The organism is Yersinia hibernica, from assembly GCF_004124235.1.
In the GTDB taxonomy this organism is placed as follows: domain Bacteria; phylum Pseudomonadota; class Gammaproteobacteria; order Enterobacterales; family Enterobacteriaceae; genus Yersinia; species Yersinia hibernica.
The window spans coordinates 230,365-247,321 of the sequence record NZ_CP032487.1 but is presented as its reverse complement, the minus strand read 5'-3'; the positions used below and the strand labels follow the sequence as shown (position 1 = coordinate 247,321).

The following is a 16,957-nucleotide window of genomic DNA, read 5'->3' as shown; positions in this document are numbered from 1 at the left end:
GACTCTCATGCCAATGCCTGTGCCAGTAAGGTCATCGGATGCTCGCATTTCTTGCTGGTCGACATTTCAATCTGCCATTTACAGGTTTCACAGTCAGTAATCACTAAATCAACACCACTGCCCTCAATTTGTTGGAATAATGAGGCCCCAATTCCTTGGGATGTGGCGTAATTCTCTGATTTAAAGCCATATGTTCCGGCAATTCCACAACATTGAGAATCCAACACCACCAGATCAATACCCGGAATGCGCTGCAACAAGGCCAGGGTATAAGCCGTCCAGCCCATTTTTTCCATGTGACAAGGGGTATGGTAAGCAATGCGTAACGGTTTGTTTTCTGAAGAGAATAAGGCTTTCAGCGGCAACTCACGCCCTTGGTCTAATAAGCGGTAGAGATAGCGCGTCGCCAGCTCCACTCTGTCGCGCACTGGCGCGGTATCGACATCCAGCAGATGCGGATATTCATCTCTCAATGTAAAAGTACAACTTGAGGAGGTGGCGACCACTGGGATATCCCGATCAATCACCGCGTCAGTGAGAGACGCCAAATTCACCCGCGCCTGTTTTTTCGCCTGTGCAATAAACCCATTGGCAATCAGCGGCACACCACAGCATTTCTCGCGTTTAAGCAATTGAACACCAATGTTCATGGCATTGAATACACTGATTAAATCCTTACCCAGCTGCGGATGGTTGTAGTTAACAAAGCAGCCATGGAAAAACGCCACTTGCTCAGTATATTGCTGTTGTTTCTCAGCTTGTTGGCGATACCAGCGGCGGAAAGTACCAAACGAGTATTTGGGTAACTCGCGCCGATGGTCAATTTTCAATGCTTTATCAAGCAAAGCTCGCACCGGTTTTAACCCCGTGACGGCATTGACGACCGGGGCAAACGGCGTCGAAAGTGTGCCCATAATATCGGTGTGACTGAGGATAGCATCGCGCAGTTTGGGCTTATTGCTGCTGTAACTGGCTTTAGCGCGCTGGATGATGTCGCCGATTTTTACATCTGACGGGCAGGCGACTTCGCAACGTTTGCAGTTAGTGCAATACTTCAATGCATCATCATAGAGGGCCGGATCTTTCAGGCGCAGGCGCTCACCATCGGGGCCGGCTTGTTTTGGCCCCGGATAAAGCGGGTTAACTTTCGCCACTGGGCAATAAGTGGTACACACCGTGCATTTGATGCAACTTTCAAAGCTGTTATCCCGTGATACATGTTTATCCTGAATGTCTTGGTGCTGTGGCAGCCACGTCATAATGTTACCTCCATGGCGCTGACAATCTGCTGTGCGACAAACAATGCGCTGGTCAGCGAAACCCCAGCACCGCATCCTTGTTGCAGCGGGTCGAATCCGCCGAGAACTGCGCCAATCACGTGTAAATTATCCAAGGCCACCCCGCCGCGTAGCGCCCGCAGCTGGTTATCGGTGTGTACGCCAAATTGCAAATAAGGTTGCGGCGCAAACATATTGCTGCGGCTCCAATCCGCCCGATTCGGCAGTGATAAAATATCCAGATCCAGTATTGGCTCATAGACCTGCTCAAAAGTGGCCACCAGCCCATTGCTGAAGAAACTGCCACTCGCCAGCACCATCTGGGTGGCCCGCAGTGGAATATCACCATGGTTGCGGCTATACAGCCCGGTAATCCGATTCCCCACCAATTCAGCGCGCAAGACAGCATCACCGGGCATAACCATGCCGCCTAATTGCTGGAAGCGCTGGCGCAGAGCTTGATGCAGGCGCATGCCGAGTAATGATGGCGGCAGAGTTGGCAACAACTGAATGGGCTTGCCCACCGCCGCGCGCAGGGCATCCAATGGGGCCGATTCATCCAGCCCAATACAAGCGGGCAGTAAAATCATTTCCGCAGCAGCTGACAAACGCACTAACTCATCAGCTAGCGGTTGCAGATTTTCTGGTTGATCCAGCACCCGAGCAATGTTCACCGCCCGAAATTCGCTGGGATTATCCCGCAGGCGATCCAGCGCCAGTGAATGCAGATAATCCGCAGTGGCTTCAACCCCCTGCTCCTGCAAGGCGCTGGCAACCATTTGTGGCTGAAAGTCGAGGAAACCTTCAATTCCAATCACCGCGACTTTGTGCCACGGCAGTGGGCCTGCCAAGGGTGCCACCGGGATATCCACCGGGCTGAGCCAAGTGGGGCGGCAACTGCCCAATGGCGTAAGGCGCAAGTGATTTTTCGTCGCGCTACCGACCAGATTCAGGCCACATCGCTGTAACAGGGATTCCGCTTGTTGTGCCAGCTGCCCCACCTGAGCGGTTTGCCCCATTTTGCTATAAGGATGCTCAGGAGCTAACTCCGCTAACATTTCCAGTGCCGAGAGCGGCTGGCTCACTGCCCGCCCATCCGGTAATTTTGCCAATAGATCCAAAGAGCCAGAGGAAAAATGCAGCGCATTTTGACCGGCACTGACAATGGCGCAATATTTACCTTGCTCAGCCAGGCGAATACCGCAGGCCAGGCCAGCCAGCCCACCCCCGATGATAATCACATCAAATTTCATCTGGTTTCTCCTGAACATTGGTCATGCTTGGGCTATCGTCCAGGCCACAAAGACCCTGATAAACCCAATGAGTAAACTCACTTTCGCGTAAAGCATCACCCCAGGCTATTGGCCGCACACCTTTCCAGCGCTCATTAAGGAACTGCACCAGTTGTTCGCGGGATTGTTGTGGGGTCGCCACCTTAAAGCGGCTGAGTAAACCCGCCGCGCGGCAAGCGCAAAGCTCGCCCTGGCAAGTCCCCATGCCCACACGGGTGCGGCGGCGTAAATCCAGCAGGTTATTGACGAAAAGAGATTCAATGGCATAGCGTACTTCACCGGCCGTCACTGCCTCACACTCACAGACCAAGCTGTTATCCAAGCGGTTTCCAGCTAACAATTGTGTCGCGCGGTCACCATGGCGATAAACCGCCGAGCCGCGAATACTGGCCGGCAGGGAAATAACTTTGCTGAGCGTCTGTTCCGCTGACTGCTGTGAACCGGGCAGGGGTTCTTGGGCCGTGGTACAGGCCGCCGTCACGCCAAGTTTTTCGCAGACTTTATCAGTGGCCCATTGCGCCATCAGCCGGTAAGTCATTAATTTCCCGCCGGTAATGGTGATGAAGCCCTCCAACCCATCACGGCTGGAGTGGTCGAGTAATACAATGCCGCGGCTCACATTGCGCCCGGAAGGGTCATCATCACTGGCCACCAGCGGCCTAACCCCAGCATAAGCGCGTAAAATGCGCGTTTGCGCCAGTTGCGGTGAAAGTTTTGACCCCTCACGAATTAAGGTATCCACCTCTTGCGCCGTGACGACCATATTATCTATCTGATCATATTCAATATGTGTGGAGGTGGTGCCGATCAATGAAATGGTATCGCCCGGCACCAAGATGTCGGCATCCGCCGGTTTGCGGCAGCGGTTGATCACCATGTTGTTGATCCGATGGCCGAGGATCAGCAGCGCGCCTTTGGCTGGAAACATGCGAATTCGCAGATCAGCGTATTCTGCAATGTGCTGACCCCAGATCCCCGCCGCGTTAACCACGATTTGGGCATGAATCTCATATTGGCGCTGATTTTTATGATCGAAAACACGCACCCCACTCACCCGATCACCTTGGCGCAATAAACCGATAACTTCATGATAAGTGAGTACATTAGCCCCGTGCTCACGGGCATCCAGCATATTGGCTGCGGTTAGGCGGAAGGGGTCTACCGTGCCATCCGGCACCCGCACGGCGGCAATCAGTGCTGGATTGGCCGCAGGTTCGAGCCGTAATGCTTGTTGCGGATCAATGGCTTCGGCCTCGATCCCCGCCTCCTGGCAGCGGGCAATAAATTGTTCCTGATATTCCAGCGCGTCTTCCGGCAAGGTGATAAACAAACCATCTGTTTGCTCAATACAATGGCGGGCGATGCGTTTCAGAATCCGGTTTTCTTCAATACATTCACGGGCGGACTCACCATCGGTCACTGCATAACGCGCACCACTGTGTAATAAGCCATGGTTGCGCCCCGTTGCCCCGGTGGCAATGTCATGTCTCTCCAGCAGTGTGCACGCTAAACCCCGGCGGGCGCAGTCTCGAGCTATACCGGCCCCGGTCGCACCACCACCAATGATGATGACATCCGTTTCTGTGTAAGGAGAACTGTTCGTCATGAAAGACCCCACATTATCAGACAGCCGCCAGGCGGCTAATTATGAGTCTATTGAGCCACAGTCTTTAGGGGTATTGTTTGATAAGGAACAAAAACGAACCAAAAACGAAAGTAACATGGTGTTTAAAAACCATGATTGTGATCAAAGTCACAGGTAATTTGTCATTACCAGTTTCAAAATGTTAACCAATCGCTCAAAATTGCCGCCGCTTTCATATAACTGTAACAAATGCGCCATCACTCACAGATAAGTTACGCAAATTTATCTAGCATGGCGCTCGTTATGGAACATAAACGACAGTCGCTTTGCTATTTAGCTAGCGAATACCGTTTAACCACCGGATAGATACCAGGCTATCCCGGAGTCAAAAAAACAACAAAAAGCCATCGGAGGCACTCATGTTGAGTATTTTTAAGCCCGCGCCACATGTGGCAAGGCTCCCCGCAGACCAGGTTGACCCCACATACCGCCGCTTACGCTGGCAAATCTTCATGGGTATCTTCTTCGGTTACGCTGCCTACTATTTGGTACGTAAAAACTTTACTCTGGCCATGCCGTATTTGATCGAACAAGGATTCTCGCGCGGGGATCTGGGTTTCGCACTATCCGGTATTTCTATTGCTTATGGTTTCTCAAAGTTCATCATGGGTTCGGTTTCTGACCGGTCTAACCCACGAGTATTTCTCTCTGCCGGTTTGATTCTCTCTGCGGCCGTGATGCTGTTTATGGGCTTTGTGCCATGGGCAACATCCAGTATCGCCATAATGTTTGTGCTGCTGTTCCTGTGCGGCTGGTTCCAGGGGATGGGGTGGCCGCCATGTGGCCGTACCATGGTGCACTGGTGGTCGAAGAAAGAACGCGGCGGAATTGTTTCCATTTGGAACTGCGCCCATAACGTGGGTGGCGGTTTGCCGCCATTGCTGTTCCTGCTGGGGATGGCCTGGTTCAATGACTGGAAAGCCGCACTCTATATGCCTGCTTTTGGTGCCATTTTGGTGGCATTAATTGTCTTTGGTCTGATGCGTGATACTCCTCAATCCGTGGGCTTGCCACCCATTGAAGAGTACAAAAACGACTACCCAGATGACTACACCAAAGAAGCCGAAGAAGAGCTGACCGCCAAGCAAATCTTTATGCAGTATGTATTCCCTAACAAATTGCTGTGGTATATCGCCATTGCTAACGTTTTTGTTTATTTACTGCGTTACGGCATCCTCGACTGGTCACCGACCTACCTGAAAGAAGTGAAACACTTCGCGCTGGATAAATCCTCATGGGCTTATTTCCTGTATGAATACGCTGGTATTCCAGGAACACTGCTGTGCGGTTGGATGTCCGACAAAGTGTTTAAAGGCAACCGTGGTGCCACCGGTGTGTTCTTTATGACGTTAGTGACTATCGCCACCATTGTTTACTGGCTGAACCCAGTCGGGAACCCCGGTATCGATATGGCGTGTATGATCACTATCGGCTTCCTGATTTATGGCCCGGTCATGTTGATTGGTTTACATGCCCTTGAATTAGCGCCGAAAAAAGCGGCCGGTACCGCAGCAGGTTTCACCGGTTTATTCGGTTATCTGGGCGGCTCGGTCGCGGCCAGTGCTATCGTCGGTTATACCGTTGACTACTTCGGTTGGGACGGTGGCTTTATGGTGATGATTGGCGGCAGTATCTTAGCGGTGTTGTTGTTGCTCGTGGTGATGCTTAGTGAGAAAAAACATCACGAAGAGATGGCGAGAAAGCAGGATTTATAAGTTTCGCTAGTTAAGTTATACCTGGGCTGTGCCGTTATCTATGGATTAATAGCGACACGGCCTTTTTCATACCCTGAAATTGATAAATGGAGCACTATCAATGCAAACCCACATAAAATCACTGGTAGCGAGTATGATTTTGGCATCTTCAGTCGCTGGTATGGCCTACGCGGCAGAGTCACCTACGGCGGAAAAATCTCCCCTCACCAAACCCTCAGCCGATAAAGTGGTTATCGCGCACCGCGGTGCCAGTGGCTACTTGCCTGAGCATTCGCTGCCCGCCAAGGCCATGGCCTATGCGCAAGGTGCTGATTACCTTGAACAAGATTTGGTGATGACCAAAGATAATGAGTTAGTGGTGCTGCATGACCATTATCTCGACCGCGTGACAGATGTCGCCGAGCGCTTCCCAGACCGCGCCCGTAAAGATGGCCGCTATTACGCCATTGACTTCACTTTACCGGAAATCAAGTCACTGAAATTTACCGAAGGCTTTGATATTGGTAAAGATGGTAACAAAGTACAGAGCTACCCGGGCCGTTTCCCCATGGGCAAATCTGACTTCCGTGTACACACTTTCCAGGAAGAGATTGAATTTGTTCAGGGGCTGAATCATTCAACCGGTAAAAACATCGGTATCTATCCTGAAATCAAAGCACCATGGTTCCATAAACAGGAAGGGAAAGATATTTCCACCAAAGTGCTGGAAGTATTGAAACAGTACGGTTACACCACCAAAGGCGATAAAGTTTATCTGCAATGCTTTGATGCCAATGAATTAAAGCGCATCAAGAATGAGTTGGAACCGAAGATGGGCATGAACCTGAAACTGGTTCAACTGGTGGCTTATACCGACTGGAACGAAACCTACGAGCAGAAACCTGATGGTCAGTGGGTTAATTATAGCTATGACTGGATGTTCAAACCCGGCGCGATGAAACAGGTGGCACAGTATGCTGACGGCATCGGCCCTGACTATCATATGCTGGTCGTGGAGACTTCAACACCGGATAACATCAAGCTGACCGGGATGGTCAAAGATGCGCACGCTAATAATATGATGGTGCATCCATACACCATTCGTGCGGATAAGCTGCCGAAATACGCCACGGATGTGAATCAGCTGTTCGATATTATCTATAATCAGGCTGGGGTTGACGGAGTCTTCACCGACTTCCCGGATAAAGGTGTGCAGTTCCTGCAAAAACAGGGGCAACACCAGTAAGTGAGTTGTCTGAAATAACTGAATAAAATGGCGCACAATGCAACTGTGCGCCACGTTATTATTAATAGAAATATTTTATTTATCAGTCCCTAAGAACATTTTTCGCAAATAATGGGGGACTGCATCATCAGCATTCGAACCAATAACTTCCAGATTCGGCAACATATCTTTCAGGCGCTGATGGGCATCGCGCATAATGCAGCCCTTGCCCGCCATAGACAGCATTTCCAAATCATTCATCCCATCGCCAAATGCGATGCATTCTTTCAATGAATAGCCAATGATTTTCGCCACTTGCTCAAGCGCATGGCCTTTGGAAACACCACCGCCCATCACTTCCAGGCAGGTTGGGAAGGAGAAACTGACATTCACTCGATCGCCCCAACGCGCATTGATGGCTTCTTCCAAAATCAATAACTTATCGTGATCTTCGCAGGTGAAATAAACCTTACATACCCCATCTGTCGGCAACAATGCCGGTTCAAACACCTGATACTTGAACACCGATTCGCGGAAAAACTCTTCCTGTGCGGGGCTTTCGCGGTTCATGTACCATTCATCATTCAGATAGACGTTGGTCAGAATATCAGGATTGTAATGTTCGATATTGTACAAATCACGCGCAATATCCGCATCAAGGTTATGACTGAAAATCAGCTCCCCGGCGGTGTTGTGCACGCGCGCGCCATTGGAGGTAATCATAAAAGCGCTGATTTCCAGGTTGTCACGGATTTGCGCGACATCAATATGGTGGCGGCCAGTCGCGAACACAAAGTGCACATCACGCTGCGTCAGCAGCTTAAGTGTCTCTTTGGTATAAGGCGTCAGAATATGGTCAGGTGATAGCAGAGTGCCATCTAAATCGGAAGCAACAACATGATACATAGCGGTATGTTCTAACCTCTGGTGACGTCGGGGTTTAAGGGCCGACGGATTGTTTTATGTTGCAGACAATATTTTATGTTGCAAAGAAGGTTAATATTGCGCAAAAAAGTGCAATATTGCGCTTAACGCCTCGGCACGCAGGGTGTCCCGCTCGAACAGGATCTCATGGCGTGCGCCTTTAATTAACTTAGGCTGCCCCCCTTCACAAGGGTGCCCCGCCAGAGTCATTGCCTGAGAAAATGCATCTTGGGCCGGGTTATGTACCACCCGATCCTCACTGGCCTGTAATAACAGAACCGGTGTCGTAATTTTGTCTGCTTGGGCGATAATTTGCTCCCCCACCAGCAGGCTTTCACGAATCCAATGATAGGTTGGCCCACCAACGCGGATTTCAGGAGTATCAGCATATTGGCGCAGATAGCGGCGATAGCGCTCGCGGCTATGAGTCAGCATATTGACCAGATAGGGTAGCGGCCGCCACTGGCCGGTGCCTATCGCGTAATAATCCCGCAGTTTTTGGTGCCCCTCCGCCCAGTCAACAATCTGGTGAGCCAGCCAGCCCGGCATCGGCAAATGGATGCCAAACATAGGAGCACAGAGCGCCACAGCATCAAACGCGGTTGGCTCGCTGGCCAAAAAACGCGTCAGAATCGCGCCGCCCATAGAGTGGGCCAGTGCAAAACGAGACTCATAATGGCTATCGGTAATTTCGCGCCGCACGAGCTGCGCAAAATCCTGAATATAATCGTCAAATTTTACCACATGCCCGCGATGATGATCCGCCAGCATCCGCCCAGATCGGCCCTGACCACGATGATCCAACACTATAACATCATAGCCTTGCTGAAAGAGATCATAAGCCACTTCAGGATATTTGACGTAACTTTCAATGCGGCCAGGCACCACGACCACCACGCGAGTATGCTGTGGCGCGCAAAAACGGACATAGCGAATAGGGATATTATCAACCCCGATAAACTCATCTTCCTCCCGCTGCTGCCAGAAATCTAACAATGGGCCGTTAACAAAAGCAGCAAACTGCTCCTCGCGGGTCAACCAGTTATTCATATGATTATCTAACGGCATAACGTCGCTCGCTGTTCAGTGAACAAATAGTCATTCTGTGAGCCATAGCACAACTATTAGCAATAGAGTATTGTGGCATAAATTTACGCATTCAGGGAACTTTGCCAATGACCTTAGACTGGTGGTTAACTTATCTGCTGACGACACTTATCCTCAGTCTGTCCCCCGGTTCAGGTGCAATTAACACCATGAGTACCGCCATTAGCCATGGTACGCGCGGAGTGGTTGCCTCAATCTGCGGATTACAGCTTGGCCTCGCGGTGCATATTGTGCTGGTCGGTGTCGGCCTTGGCGCACTGATTTCACAATCGCTACTGGCATTTGAAATATTAAAATGGCTTGGTGCGGCTTACTTAATCTGGCTTGGCATTCAACAATGGCGCGCTGCGGGGGCATTAGACCTGCATGCACTGGCGAACAGTATGCCACGGCGCAAACTGTTTAAACGCGCGGTGTTTGTTAACCTGACGAATCCGAAAAGTATTGTTTTTCTGGCCGCGCTATTCCCGCAATTTGTGCTGCCACATCAACCGCAGGTGGCGCAATATCTGATTCTTGGTTGCACCAGTGTGATTGTCGATATCATTGTGATGATTGGCTATGCCACTCTGGCAACACGAATTGCTGGCTGGATTAAATCACCGCAGCAAATGAAATTATTAAATCGGATCTTTGGTGGCTTATTTATGCTGGTCGGCGCGCTACTGGCCACCGCCCGCAAAGTATAAAACAGCCGGACACGCCCCAACTGAGTCACTCGTCAGTTGGGAAATGCATTAGCGCGACAATATCAGGTGGATGCCAAAACCGGCGAATAGCACCCCGGCCAAGCCATCAATCCATTTGGCTAGCCGCTGATAACCACGGCGCATCACTGGCAGGGCAAAAACACAGGCCACAATGCTGAACCACACGAAAGTTTCGGCCACAATCAGGACAAATAAGCCCCAGCGCGCGCCAGCACTGACATTGTCGCCAACAAACAGTGAAAATACGCTGCCGAAATAGATAACCGCTTTAGGGTTAGATAAATTAGTCAGAAAACCGCGCAAGAAAGTCCGGCCACGCGAGGCAAGCACAACCGGCATCTCATCCTCTGGAGCCGCGCGTTTGGCGCGAGCGGATTTCAGCAATTGCCACCCCATCCAGCACAGATATAGCCCACCACCAACCATAATAATTTCGTGCAACCACGCCATTTTCTGCAAGATGAGATTTAGCCCCATCAATGCCACGCCAGCCCAGATAACAATCCCCAGCGAAATCCCCACCACCCCCATCATCGCTTCGCGGCGCGAACGGCTGGCCGCAGTTTGCGAGACAAAAAAGAAATCAGGCCCTGGGCTCATCAAAGCCACCAAGTGCACCAGCGCGACAGTCAGAAATAGCATTAGCATGAAGAATTTCTCTCTACAGGAAAGGCGACCTATTAGTCGTCATTATTATCTACGTGGTCGCGGATCATCGCCATAAACGGTGCGCCAAAGCGCTCCAGTTTACGTTGCCCCACGCCATTGACACTCAATAGTTCGCTGGCGGTGATCGGCATTTGCTCAGCCATCTCCAGCAAAGTGGCATCGTTAAACACCACATAAGGCGGAATATTGCCCTCATCAGCAATAGATTTGCGCAACTTGCGTAATTTGGCGAACAACTTGCGATCGTAATTGCCACCATAGGATTTTTGATTGGCGCTGCTGCGCTCTTTCAAGCTCTGAATACGCGGCACCGCCAACTGCAATGGCAATTCAGCGCGCAATACCGGGCGTGCCGCTTCCGTCAATTGCAAGGCGGAAAACAGGGCAATATTTTGACTCAATAATCCAAGGTGAATCAGTTGGCGCAACACACTGACCCAGTGCTCATGGCTTTGCTCGCGACCAATGCCATACACGGATAACTTGTCATGGCCCAATTCACGAATGCGCTGATTATTAGCCCCACGCAGTACCTCGACGATATACCCCAGACCAAAGCGCTGCCCGACTCGATACACACACGACAGTGCTTTTTGTGCATCCGCCAGCCCATCGTAGCGCTTGGGCGGATCAAGGCAGATATCGCAGTTACCACAAGATTGCTGTTTGCCCTCACCAAAATAGTTCAGCAAAACCAATCGGCGGCAAGTTTGCGCTTGTGCAAAAGCGCCCATCGCATTGAGTTTATGCCGCTCAATATCTTGCTGTGCGCCTGCCGGCTTCTCTTCCAGACAGCGGCGCAACCACGCCATATCGGCCGGGTCATACAGCAACATGGCCTCCGCGGGTAAGCCATCACGCCCAGCACGGCCGGTTTCTTGATAGTAAGACTCGATAGTGCGCGGAATGTCAAAGTGCACCACAAAGCGCACGTTGGGTTTGTTAATCCCCATGCCGAATGCCACGGTGGCGACCACCACTTGCAAATCATCGCGCTGAAAGGCTTCTTGCACCTGTGCGCGCCGCTCATTGTCCAGCCCGGCATGGTAGGCCGCGACACTCAAGCCACGGCTTTGCAAACGGGCGGTGGTGTCTTCCACTTTTGCCCGGCTATTGCAGTAAATAATGCCACTCTTGCCGCGCTGGTCTTGAACAAAACGCCACAGTTGATCAAGCGGTTTGAATTTCTCGACCAAGGTGTAGCGAATATTGGGGCGGTCAAAGCTGCTGACCTGAATCAAGGGCTTGTCCAGATTGAGCAAGCGCACGATATCACCGCGCGTCGCTTCATCCGCCGTGGCGGTCAGTGCAATGACCGGTAAATTGGGAAAATGTTGCTTTAGCTGGCCAAGGGCTCGATATTCCGGGCGGAAATCATGGCCCCATTGGGAGATGCAATGCGCCTCATCCACAGCCAATAGCGCTGGCCGCCACTGATGCAGTTGGTCAAGAAAGCTCTCCATGACCAGCCGTTCTGGGGCGATATACAGCAGTTTAATCTGGCCGCTGCGACACCCATCCATCACCGCCAATTGCTGCTCGCGTGTTTGCGACGAGTTCAAGCACCCCGCCCCCACGCCATAGGCCAGCAGTTGGTCGACTTGGTCTTTCATTAGAGAGATTAAGGGGGAGACCACCAGTGTTAAGCCATCCGTCACCAGGGCCGGAATCTGATAACACAAGGATTTACCCCCACCCGTTGGCATCACGACCAAACAGTCTTGCCCTGATAAGGTGGCATTGATAATTTCTTGTTGTCCGGGCCGGAATTGCTGGTAGCCGAAAGTATCGCGCAATACCTTCTCTGCCAGTAACTCCCGATTTATCACTGCTGCGGTTGACACACTTTTCCCCAACTATGAGATCTACACAGGCCGGCTAACCGGCCTGTATCTAAAACTTTTCTAACGCCGGATGACGTTAAAGGACATCATTCAACATGATACCCACACCTACCCGTGTTTGCCTAAAGTTATAGTCAATCATTGACTCACCATAGCCACTAAACACTTGGGTATAGAAACGTACGTGTTTCGTGATGGGGTAGCTCCAGCCCATTTCAGCGCCGCCGTAACCGGTATTCCAGTTATAGCGCCCATCAATACTGAACACACTTTCCCCCAAGGCATAACCGACTTTCAGACGGTAATAACCCATATATTTGGTGATATCTGGATTATCGTCTTTGCCATCACTTTCAGGAATACGATACCAAGGCTTCAGGTCAATTTCCAAGTTACCGCGTTGTGCCATCAGGCGAGTATAAACACGATCCCAGCTACGTGATGTTGGGTCTGCCTTGCCATTAGACTGGTGGTTAAAACCAAATTCCACTTCGCGGAATGTCCAGCCCGCCAGTTCATAATCGGTCGCCCATGCTAGGAACAGTTGAGGTTCATAGTTGGTTTCACGAAATGGCGAGGACTCGTCACTGTTAGATGCCTGCCACCAGGAACGTTGAGTATAAGACGCCCCCAGCAGTGAGTTATCACCCGCAATACCACGCCAGATAGGGAAACCTAAACTGAGTTGGAATTTAACTTCATCTTTCTTGGCATTTTCAGCCCAATCATAAGCGCTTATCGCCTCTTTATTGATGTCGCTGGTATAGGTGTACAGCAAATAGTTTGTTTCATATGGATAAAGCAAGAACGGGTTATCGTGATCCTGCAACATCGCCGCAATAATACTGCCCCGCACCGTCGGTGCGTCATGAATCTTCTCTACCGTTGCTTCTTCTGCCTGTGCCAACGTCGGCACCAACAATAAAGCGATTAAAACCCGCCAAAATCTACCCATCATTCCCCCATCACCTTACGAATTATTTCTATTTGTAATGAAAACAGCTCATTCTACACACAAATGTTATCTGGGATTAGTGTTGTTTATATTTATGATTTAACGACTGGAAATCAACAAAATAGGAGCATAAAATAAACAAACTAATAACATGAGAAATTATCTTTTAAGAGACAAAAAATGCCTGTTACCCCGTTAACTCTGGAGAGCGCTCGCAACCTCATCGGTGAAATTTTCGTTTATCACATGCCATTTAATCGTGAATTAGGATTAAAATTAACTCGTTTCGAGCAAGATTATGCTGAAATTACTTTTGATAATAGTGACAAACTGGTTGGCAATATCGCGCAACGCATTTTACACGGTGGTGTTATTGCCGCGGTACTGGATGTTGCGGCGGGTTTAGTGTGTGTCGGGAACAGCTTAGTGCGCCATGAGCCGTTAATCCAAGAACAACTGCAAATGAAGCTGGCAAAAATGGGGACAATTGACCTGCGAGTCGACTATTTACGCCCTGGCAGGGGGGAGCACTTTATTGCCAGCAGCCGTATTTTACGTAGTGGTAATAAGGTCTCAGTTGCCAGAGTTGAGCTGCATAATGAGAGCCAAATGCATATCGCCAGCGCAACCGCGACCTATCTGGTTGGCTGATGTGATTGACAGCGGTGATGATTAGTCGCTCGAAGTTAAGTACACTCACCGCATCTCCTTTCTTGTTCTGAGCCACACCATGGATAAACAACGAACCCGTCAGGGCATTTTCTTTGCTCTGGCCGCCTATTTTATTTGGGGTATCGCCCCCGCTTACTTCAAACTCATCCAACAGGTGCCGGCTGATGAAATTTTGACTCATCGGATTATCTGGTCATTTTTCTTTATGCTGATTCTGCTGACTGTCAGCCGTAATTGGCCGCAGGTTCGCAGTGCCTGTAGACATCGTAAACGCCTACTTTTGCTGGCTGTCACCGCCGTATTAATTGCCAGTAACTGGTTATTGTTCATTTGGGCGGTCAACCACAACCATATGTTGGAGGCCAGTCTGGGTTACTTTATCAACCCATTGGTCAATGTGTTATTTGGTATGCTATTTCTTGGCGAACGTTTTCGCCGCATGCAATGGGTCGCGGTGGCACTGGCATTCGGCGGGGTGTTAATTCAGCTGTGGCAATTTGGTTCACTGCCAGTGATTGGTCTGGGTCTGGCGATTACCTTTGCACTATATGGCTTGATACGCAAAAAACTGGGGATTGATGCCCAAACAGGGATGTTGGTGGAAACCATGTGGTTGCTGCCCATCGCGGCAGTCTATCTGTTCTTTATTGCCGACAGCCCAACTAGCCACATGGGGGCAAATGCCTGGTCATTGAATCTTCTATTAGCTGCAGCGGGGGTGATTACCACGATTCCGCTGCTGTTCTTCACTGCCGCCGCCACCCGTTTACGGCTATCGACCTTGGGCTTCTTCCAGTATTTGGGGCCGACATTGATGTTTATTCTGGCGGTCACTTTCTATGGTGAAACTATCGGCAACGATAAAATGGTGACTTTCGCCTTTATCTGGGCGGCGCTGTTGCTGTTCACCTTGGATGCGCTCTATACCCAGCGCAAGTTGCGCACTTAGCCATTATTGTCACCCAAGCACTGGAGTTGCAGCTCACCCCTGCAACTCCAAGCCCCAAGACTAGAGCCAATTTTTGCGTTTGAAATAGAGATACGGAGCCAAACCGGCAACAATCATCAAACTTATCGCCGCCGGATAGCCAAATGACCAAGTCAGCTCCGGCATAAACTCAAAGTTCATCCCGTAACTGGATGCCACCAATGTTGGCGGCAGAAAGACCACCGACACGACCGAGAAAATCTTGATGATACGGTTCTGTTCAATATTGATAAAACCCATCGCCGCTTGCATCAGGAAGTTAACTTTCTGGAATAGAGATTCATTATGCGGCAACAGGGACTCGATATCCCGCAGTACCTCACGAGCCTGCTCCAGCTGGCCACTTGGCAAGCGGGCCTTGCGTACTAAGAAATTCAGCGCCCGCTGGGTATCCATCAAACACAGCCGCACTTTCCAGCCAATATCTTCCTGTTCTGCCAACGTCGAGAGGGCCGCATCATATTCATCACCCTGCTGGCCTTCCATGATAACGCGGCTCAAGGCTTCCAGGTCACTGTAAATGTTCTCGATTTCGTCCGCCAACTGTTCAATTTTGGTTTCAAACAAGTCCAGCAGCAATTCATAAGCATTGCCATCAACCAGTGTCTGGTTGCGCGCGCGCATCCGATACAAACGGAAGGCCGGTAATTCGCGTTCGCGCAGGGTATAAAGGCGGCCATCGCGGATGGTAAATGCCACGGTCGAGTTACCAGCATGATCTTCAGCATCTTCGTAATAGAAGAAGGAGTGGATATGCAGGCCATCCTCGTCTTCAAAAAATCGCGCCGAAGCTTCGATATCGTCCAACTCTGGCCGGGTCGCCAGACTTTGCCCGAGTTCATTCTGGACGCGCTCCCGCTCACCCTCTTCTGGCTCGACTAAATCGACCCAAAGTGAGGTAGTCAGGTCATCTGATTCATCCAGCTCCAAACGGGATAAGCGATTGTTACTTAATTTAAATGCGCTCAGCATGTGCCAAAACTCCCTTGCGGTGATGGATAGGGGAAACGCATTGAAGCACAGAAACAGGTGAGTATTGAAATACCGTTTGTTTCAGACCATAAGGAGATCTGACTCACAGCGACGGTTTAACGAGGTCGCTGACAACCACGAAGGCTATCAGCGAATAAGAGGATAGCCTTAGAAGTTGCACCATATGAACAGGTTATTGAGCCAGTATCTACTGGGTGTGTCCAAGGCGAATGTCCTCATCAAGAATAGTGCGCGCATGTTACGCCGAGAAGAAAAAGGCTGTCAACCGGTTAAAAGATGTTAATTCGTGAGGACAATTTTTCGTGCTGAGCGGCAAGATTTTTTATCTGGCAGCACGCGATAATAAAGTCGGTAAATTCCTCCCCAACATCACCCTGTTTACGCTAGATTAGCCTTAGCCACTCTTAAGGATATTTAGCCACAATGAAGCAAATTACCCAGCAATCGCTGATGCAACTGAGCCAGCAAGCCCAACAATCACCGCGTCAACGGGCCAATCTCAACTTCCATCCGCAACTCGATGATGCCATACAACGCCTGGCTATCGCGATGGAGCCACAGACCTATGTCCGCCCTCATCGTCACCCCCATACATGGGAATTACTGACTGCATTACAAGGCAACTTTATCGTGCTGTTATTTGATGAGGGCGGCAAAGTGACACAGCGGGCAATGTTGGGCCAAGACACCGCTATTCTGGAAATCCCCGCCAATGTATGGCACGCCGTGCTGTCACTGGAAAAAGGGGCGGTTATTTTTGAAGTGAAACACGGCCCTTATCAGCCAGTGGCTCGTGAAGATTTGGCCCATTGGTCACCGGCGGAGGGCGAACCTGAAGTCAATCAAATGATGGCATGGTATGCCGTGGCCGATATTGGGGCAACATTATCACCAATAATGTCATAAAAAACCGAAGCCAACTTCGGCTTCGGTTTTGTGTATCCTGCATCTTTATTTCGCCG

General features: G+C 50.4%; 16 protein-coding genes. 7 read left to right on the top strand and 9 right to left on the bottom strand.

Annotated features, from left to right (window positions below; all coding sequences use genetic code 11):
* Positions 1–5 precede the first annotated feature (5 nt).
* Genes glpC through glpA form a run of 3 tightly spaced genes read right to left on the bottom strand, consistent with a single transcriptional unit; the run spans position 6 to position 4,175 of the window.
* Complete coding sequence (gene glpC / locus D5F51_RS01145) at positions 6–1,259, bottom strand: anaerobic glycerol-3-phosphate dehydrogenase subunit GlpC (protein ID WP_129195378.1); 1,254 nt, start codon at positions 1,257–1,259, stop codon at positions 6–8.
* The gene (gene glpB, locus D5F51_RS01140) at positions 1,256–2,530 is read right to left on the bottom strand and encodes a glycerol-3-phosphate dehydrogenase subunit GlpB (protein WP_129195377.1); all 1,275 of its coding nucleotides are present in this window, start codon (positions 2,528–2,530) and stop codon (positions 1,256–1,258) included. The genes glpC and glpB overlap by 4 nt, the downstream gene beginning before the upstream one ends.
* Positions 2,520–4,175: an anaerobic glycerol-3-phosphate dehydrogenase subunit A gene (glpA, locus tag D5F51_RS01135; protein WP_129195376.1), complete on the bottom strand. Its 1,656-nt coding sequence runs from the start codon at positions 4,173–4,175 to the stop codon at positions 2,520–2,522. The genes glpB and glpA overlap by 11 nt, the downstream gene beginning before the upstream one ends.
* Between glpA and D5F51_RS22560 the strand changes: the two genes are divergently transcribed.
* The 3 genes from D5F51_RS22560 to glpQ all read left to right on the top strand — a co-directional run bounded on the left by D5F51_RS22560 (position 4,174) and on the right by glpQ (position 7,154).
* Positions 4,174–4,332: a hypothetical protein gene (locus D5F51_RS22560; RefSeq protein ID WP_167480514.1), complete on the top strand. Its 159-nt coding sequence runs from the start codon at positions 4,174–4,176 to the stop codon at positions 4,330–4,332. The two genes, glpA and D5F51_RS22560, sit on opposite strands and share 2 nt — an antisense overlap.
* 241 nt (positions 4,333–4,573) lie before the next feature.
* A complete protein-coding gene (glpT, locus tag D5F51_RS01130; protein WP_129195375.1) occupies positions 4,574–5,929 on the top strand; it encodes a glycerol-3-phosphate transporter in 1,356 nt (451 codons plus the stop codon).
* Between the two features lie 100 nt (positions 5,930–6,029).
* Positions 6,030–7,154, top strand: a complete 1,125-nt coding sequence (glpQ, locus tag D5F51_RS01125) for a glycerophosphodiester phosphodiesterase (protein WP_129195374.1) — start codon at positions 6,030–6,032, stop codon at positions 7,152–7,154.
* A gap of 75 nt (positions 7,155–7,229) precedes the next feature.
* On the opposite strand, the gene yigL is transcribed toward glpQ, so the two are convergent.
* Both yigL and pldB read right to left on the bottom strand, forming a co-directional pair.
* Positions 7,230–8,039: a sugar/pyridoxal phosphate phosphatase YigL gene (gene yigL / locus D5F51_RS01120; protein WP_025379896.1), complete on the bottom strand. Its 810-nt coding sequence runs from the start codon at positions 8,037–8,039 to the stop codon at positions 7,230–7,232.
* Positions 8,040–8,129: 90 nt separating this feature from the next.
* Entirely contained in the window at positions 8,130–9,125 is a 996-nt protein-coding gene (gene pldB, locus D5F51_RS01115) for a lysophospholipase L2 (protein WP_087768277.1), read from the bottom strand.
* A gap of 107 nt (positions 9,126–9,232) precedes the next feature.
* Between pldB and rhtB the strand changes: the two genes are divergently transcribed.
* A complete protein-coding gene (rhtB, locus tag D5F51_RS01110; protein ID WP_025379897.1) occupies positions 9,233–9,853 on the top strand; it encodes a homoserine/homoserine lactone efflux protein in 621 nt (206 codons plus the stop codon).
* 48 nt (positions 9,854–9,901) lie between these two features.
* On the opposite strand, the gene rhtC is transcribed toward rhtB, so the two are convergent.
* From rhtC to pldA, 3 genes are all read right to left on the bottom strand, one after another.
* Positions 9,902–10,522: a threonine export protein RhtC gene (rhtC, locus tag D5F51_RS01105; RefSeq protein ID WP_129195373.1), complete on the bottom strand. Its 621-nt coding sequence runs from the start codon at positions 10,520–10,522 to the stop codon at positions 9,902–9,904.
* A gap of 32 nt (positions 10,523–10,554) precedes the next feature.
* Positions 10,555–12,387: an ATP-dependent DNA helicase RecQ gene (gene recQ, locus D5F51_RS01100; RefSeq protein ID WP_129195372.1), complete on the bottom strand. Its 1,833-nt coding sequence runs from the start codon at positions 12,385–12,387 to the stop codon at positions 10,555–10,557.
* A gap of 76 nt (positions 12,388–12,463) precedes the next feature.
* Positions 12,464–13,342 carry a phospholipase A gene (gene pldA, locus D5F51_RS01095; RefSeq protein WP_025379900.1) on the bottom strand — a complete coding sequence of 293 codons (879 nt, stop codon included), beginning with the start codon at positions 13,340–13,342 and terminating at the stop codon, positions 12,464–12,466.
* Positions 13,343–13,522: 180 nt separating this feature from the next.
* On the opposite strand from pldA, the gene D5F51_RS01090 reads away from it, so the two are divergent.
* Both D5F51_RS01090 and rarD read left to right on the top strand, forming a co-directional pair.
* Positions 13,523–13,993: a thioesterase family protein gene (locus tag D5F51_RS01090; RefSeq protein ID WP_025379901.1), complete on the top strand. Its 471-nt coding sequence runs from the start codon at positions 13,523–13,525 to the stop codon at positions 13,991–13,993.
* 79 nt (positions 13,994–14,072) lie between these two features.
* Entirely contained in the window at positions 14,073–14,963 is an 891-nt protein-coding gene (gene rarD / locus D5F51_RS01085) for an EamA family transporter RarD (protein WP_025379902.1), read from the top strand.
* Between the two features lie 60 nt (positions 14,964–15,023).
* On the opposite strand, the gene corA is transcribed toward rarD, so the two are convergent.
* Positions 15,024–15,974, bottom strand: a complete 951-nt coding sequence (gene corA, locus D5F51_RS01080) for a magnesium/cobalt transporter CorA (RefSeq protein ID WP_025379903.1) — start codon at positions 15,972–15,974, stop codon at positions 15,024–15,026.
* A 444-nt stretch (positions 15,975–16,418) separates the two neighbouring features.
* On the opposite strand from corA, the gene D5F51_RS01075 reads away from it, so the two are divergent.
* Positions 16,419–16,901, top strand: coding sequence for a WbuC family cupin fold metalloprotein (locus D5F51_RS01075; RefSeq protein ID WP_129195371.1), 483 nt, complete (start codon positions 16,419–16,421; stop codon positions 16,899–16,901).
* The last annotated feature ends 56 nt before the right edge of the window (positions 16,902–16,957 follow it).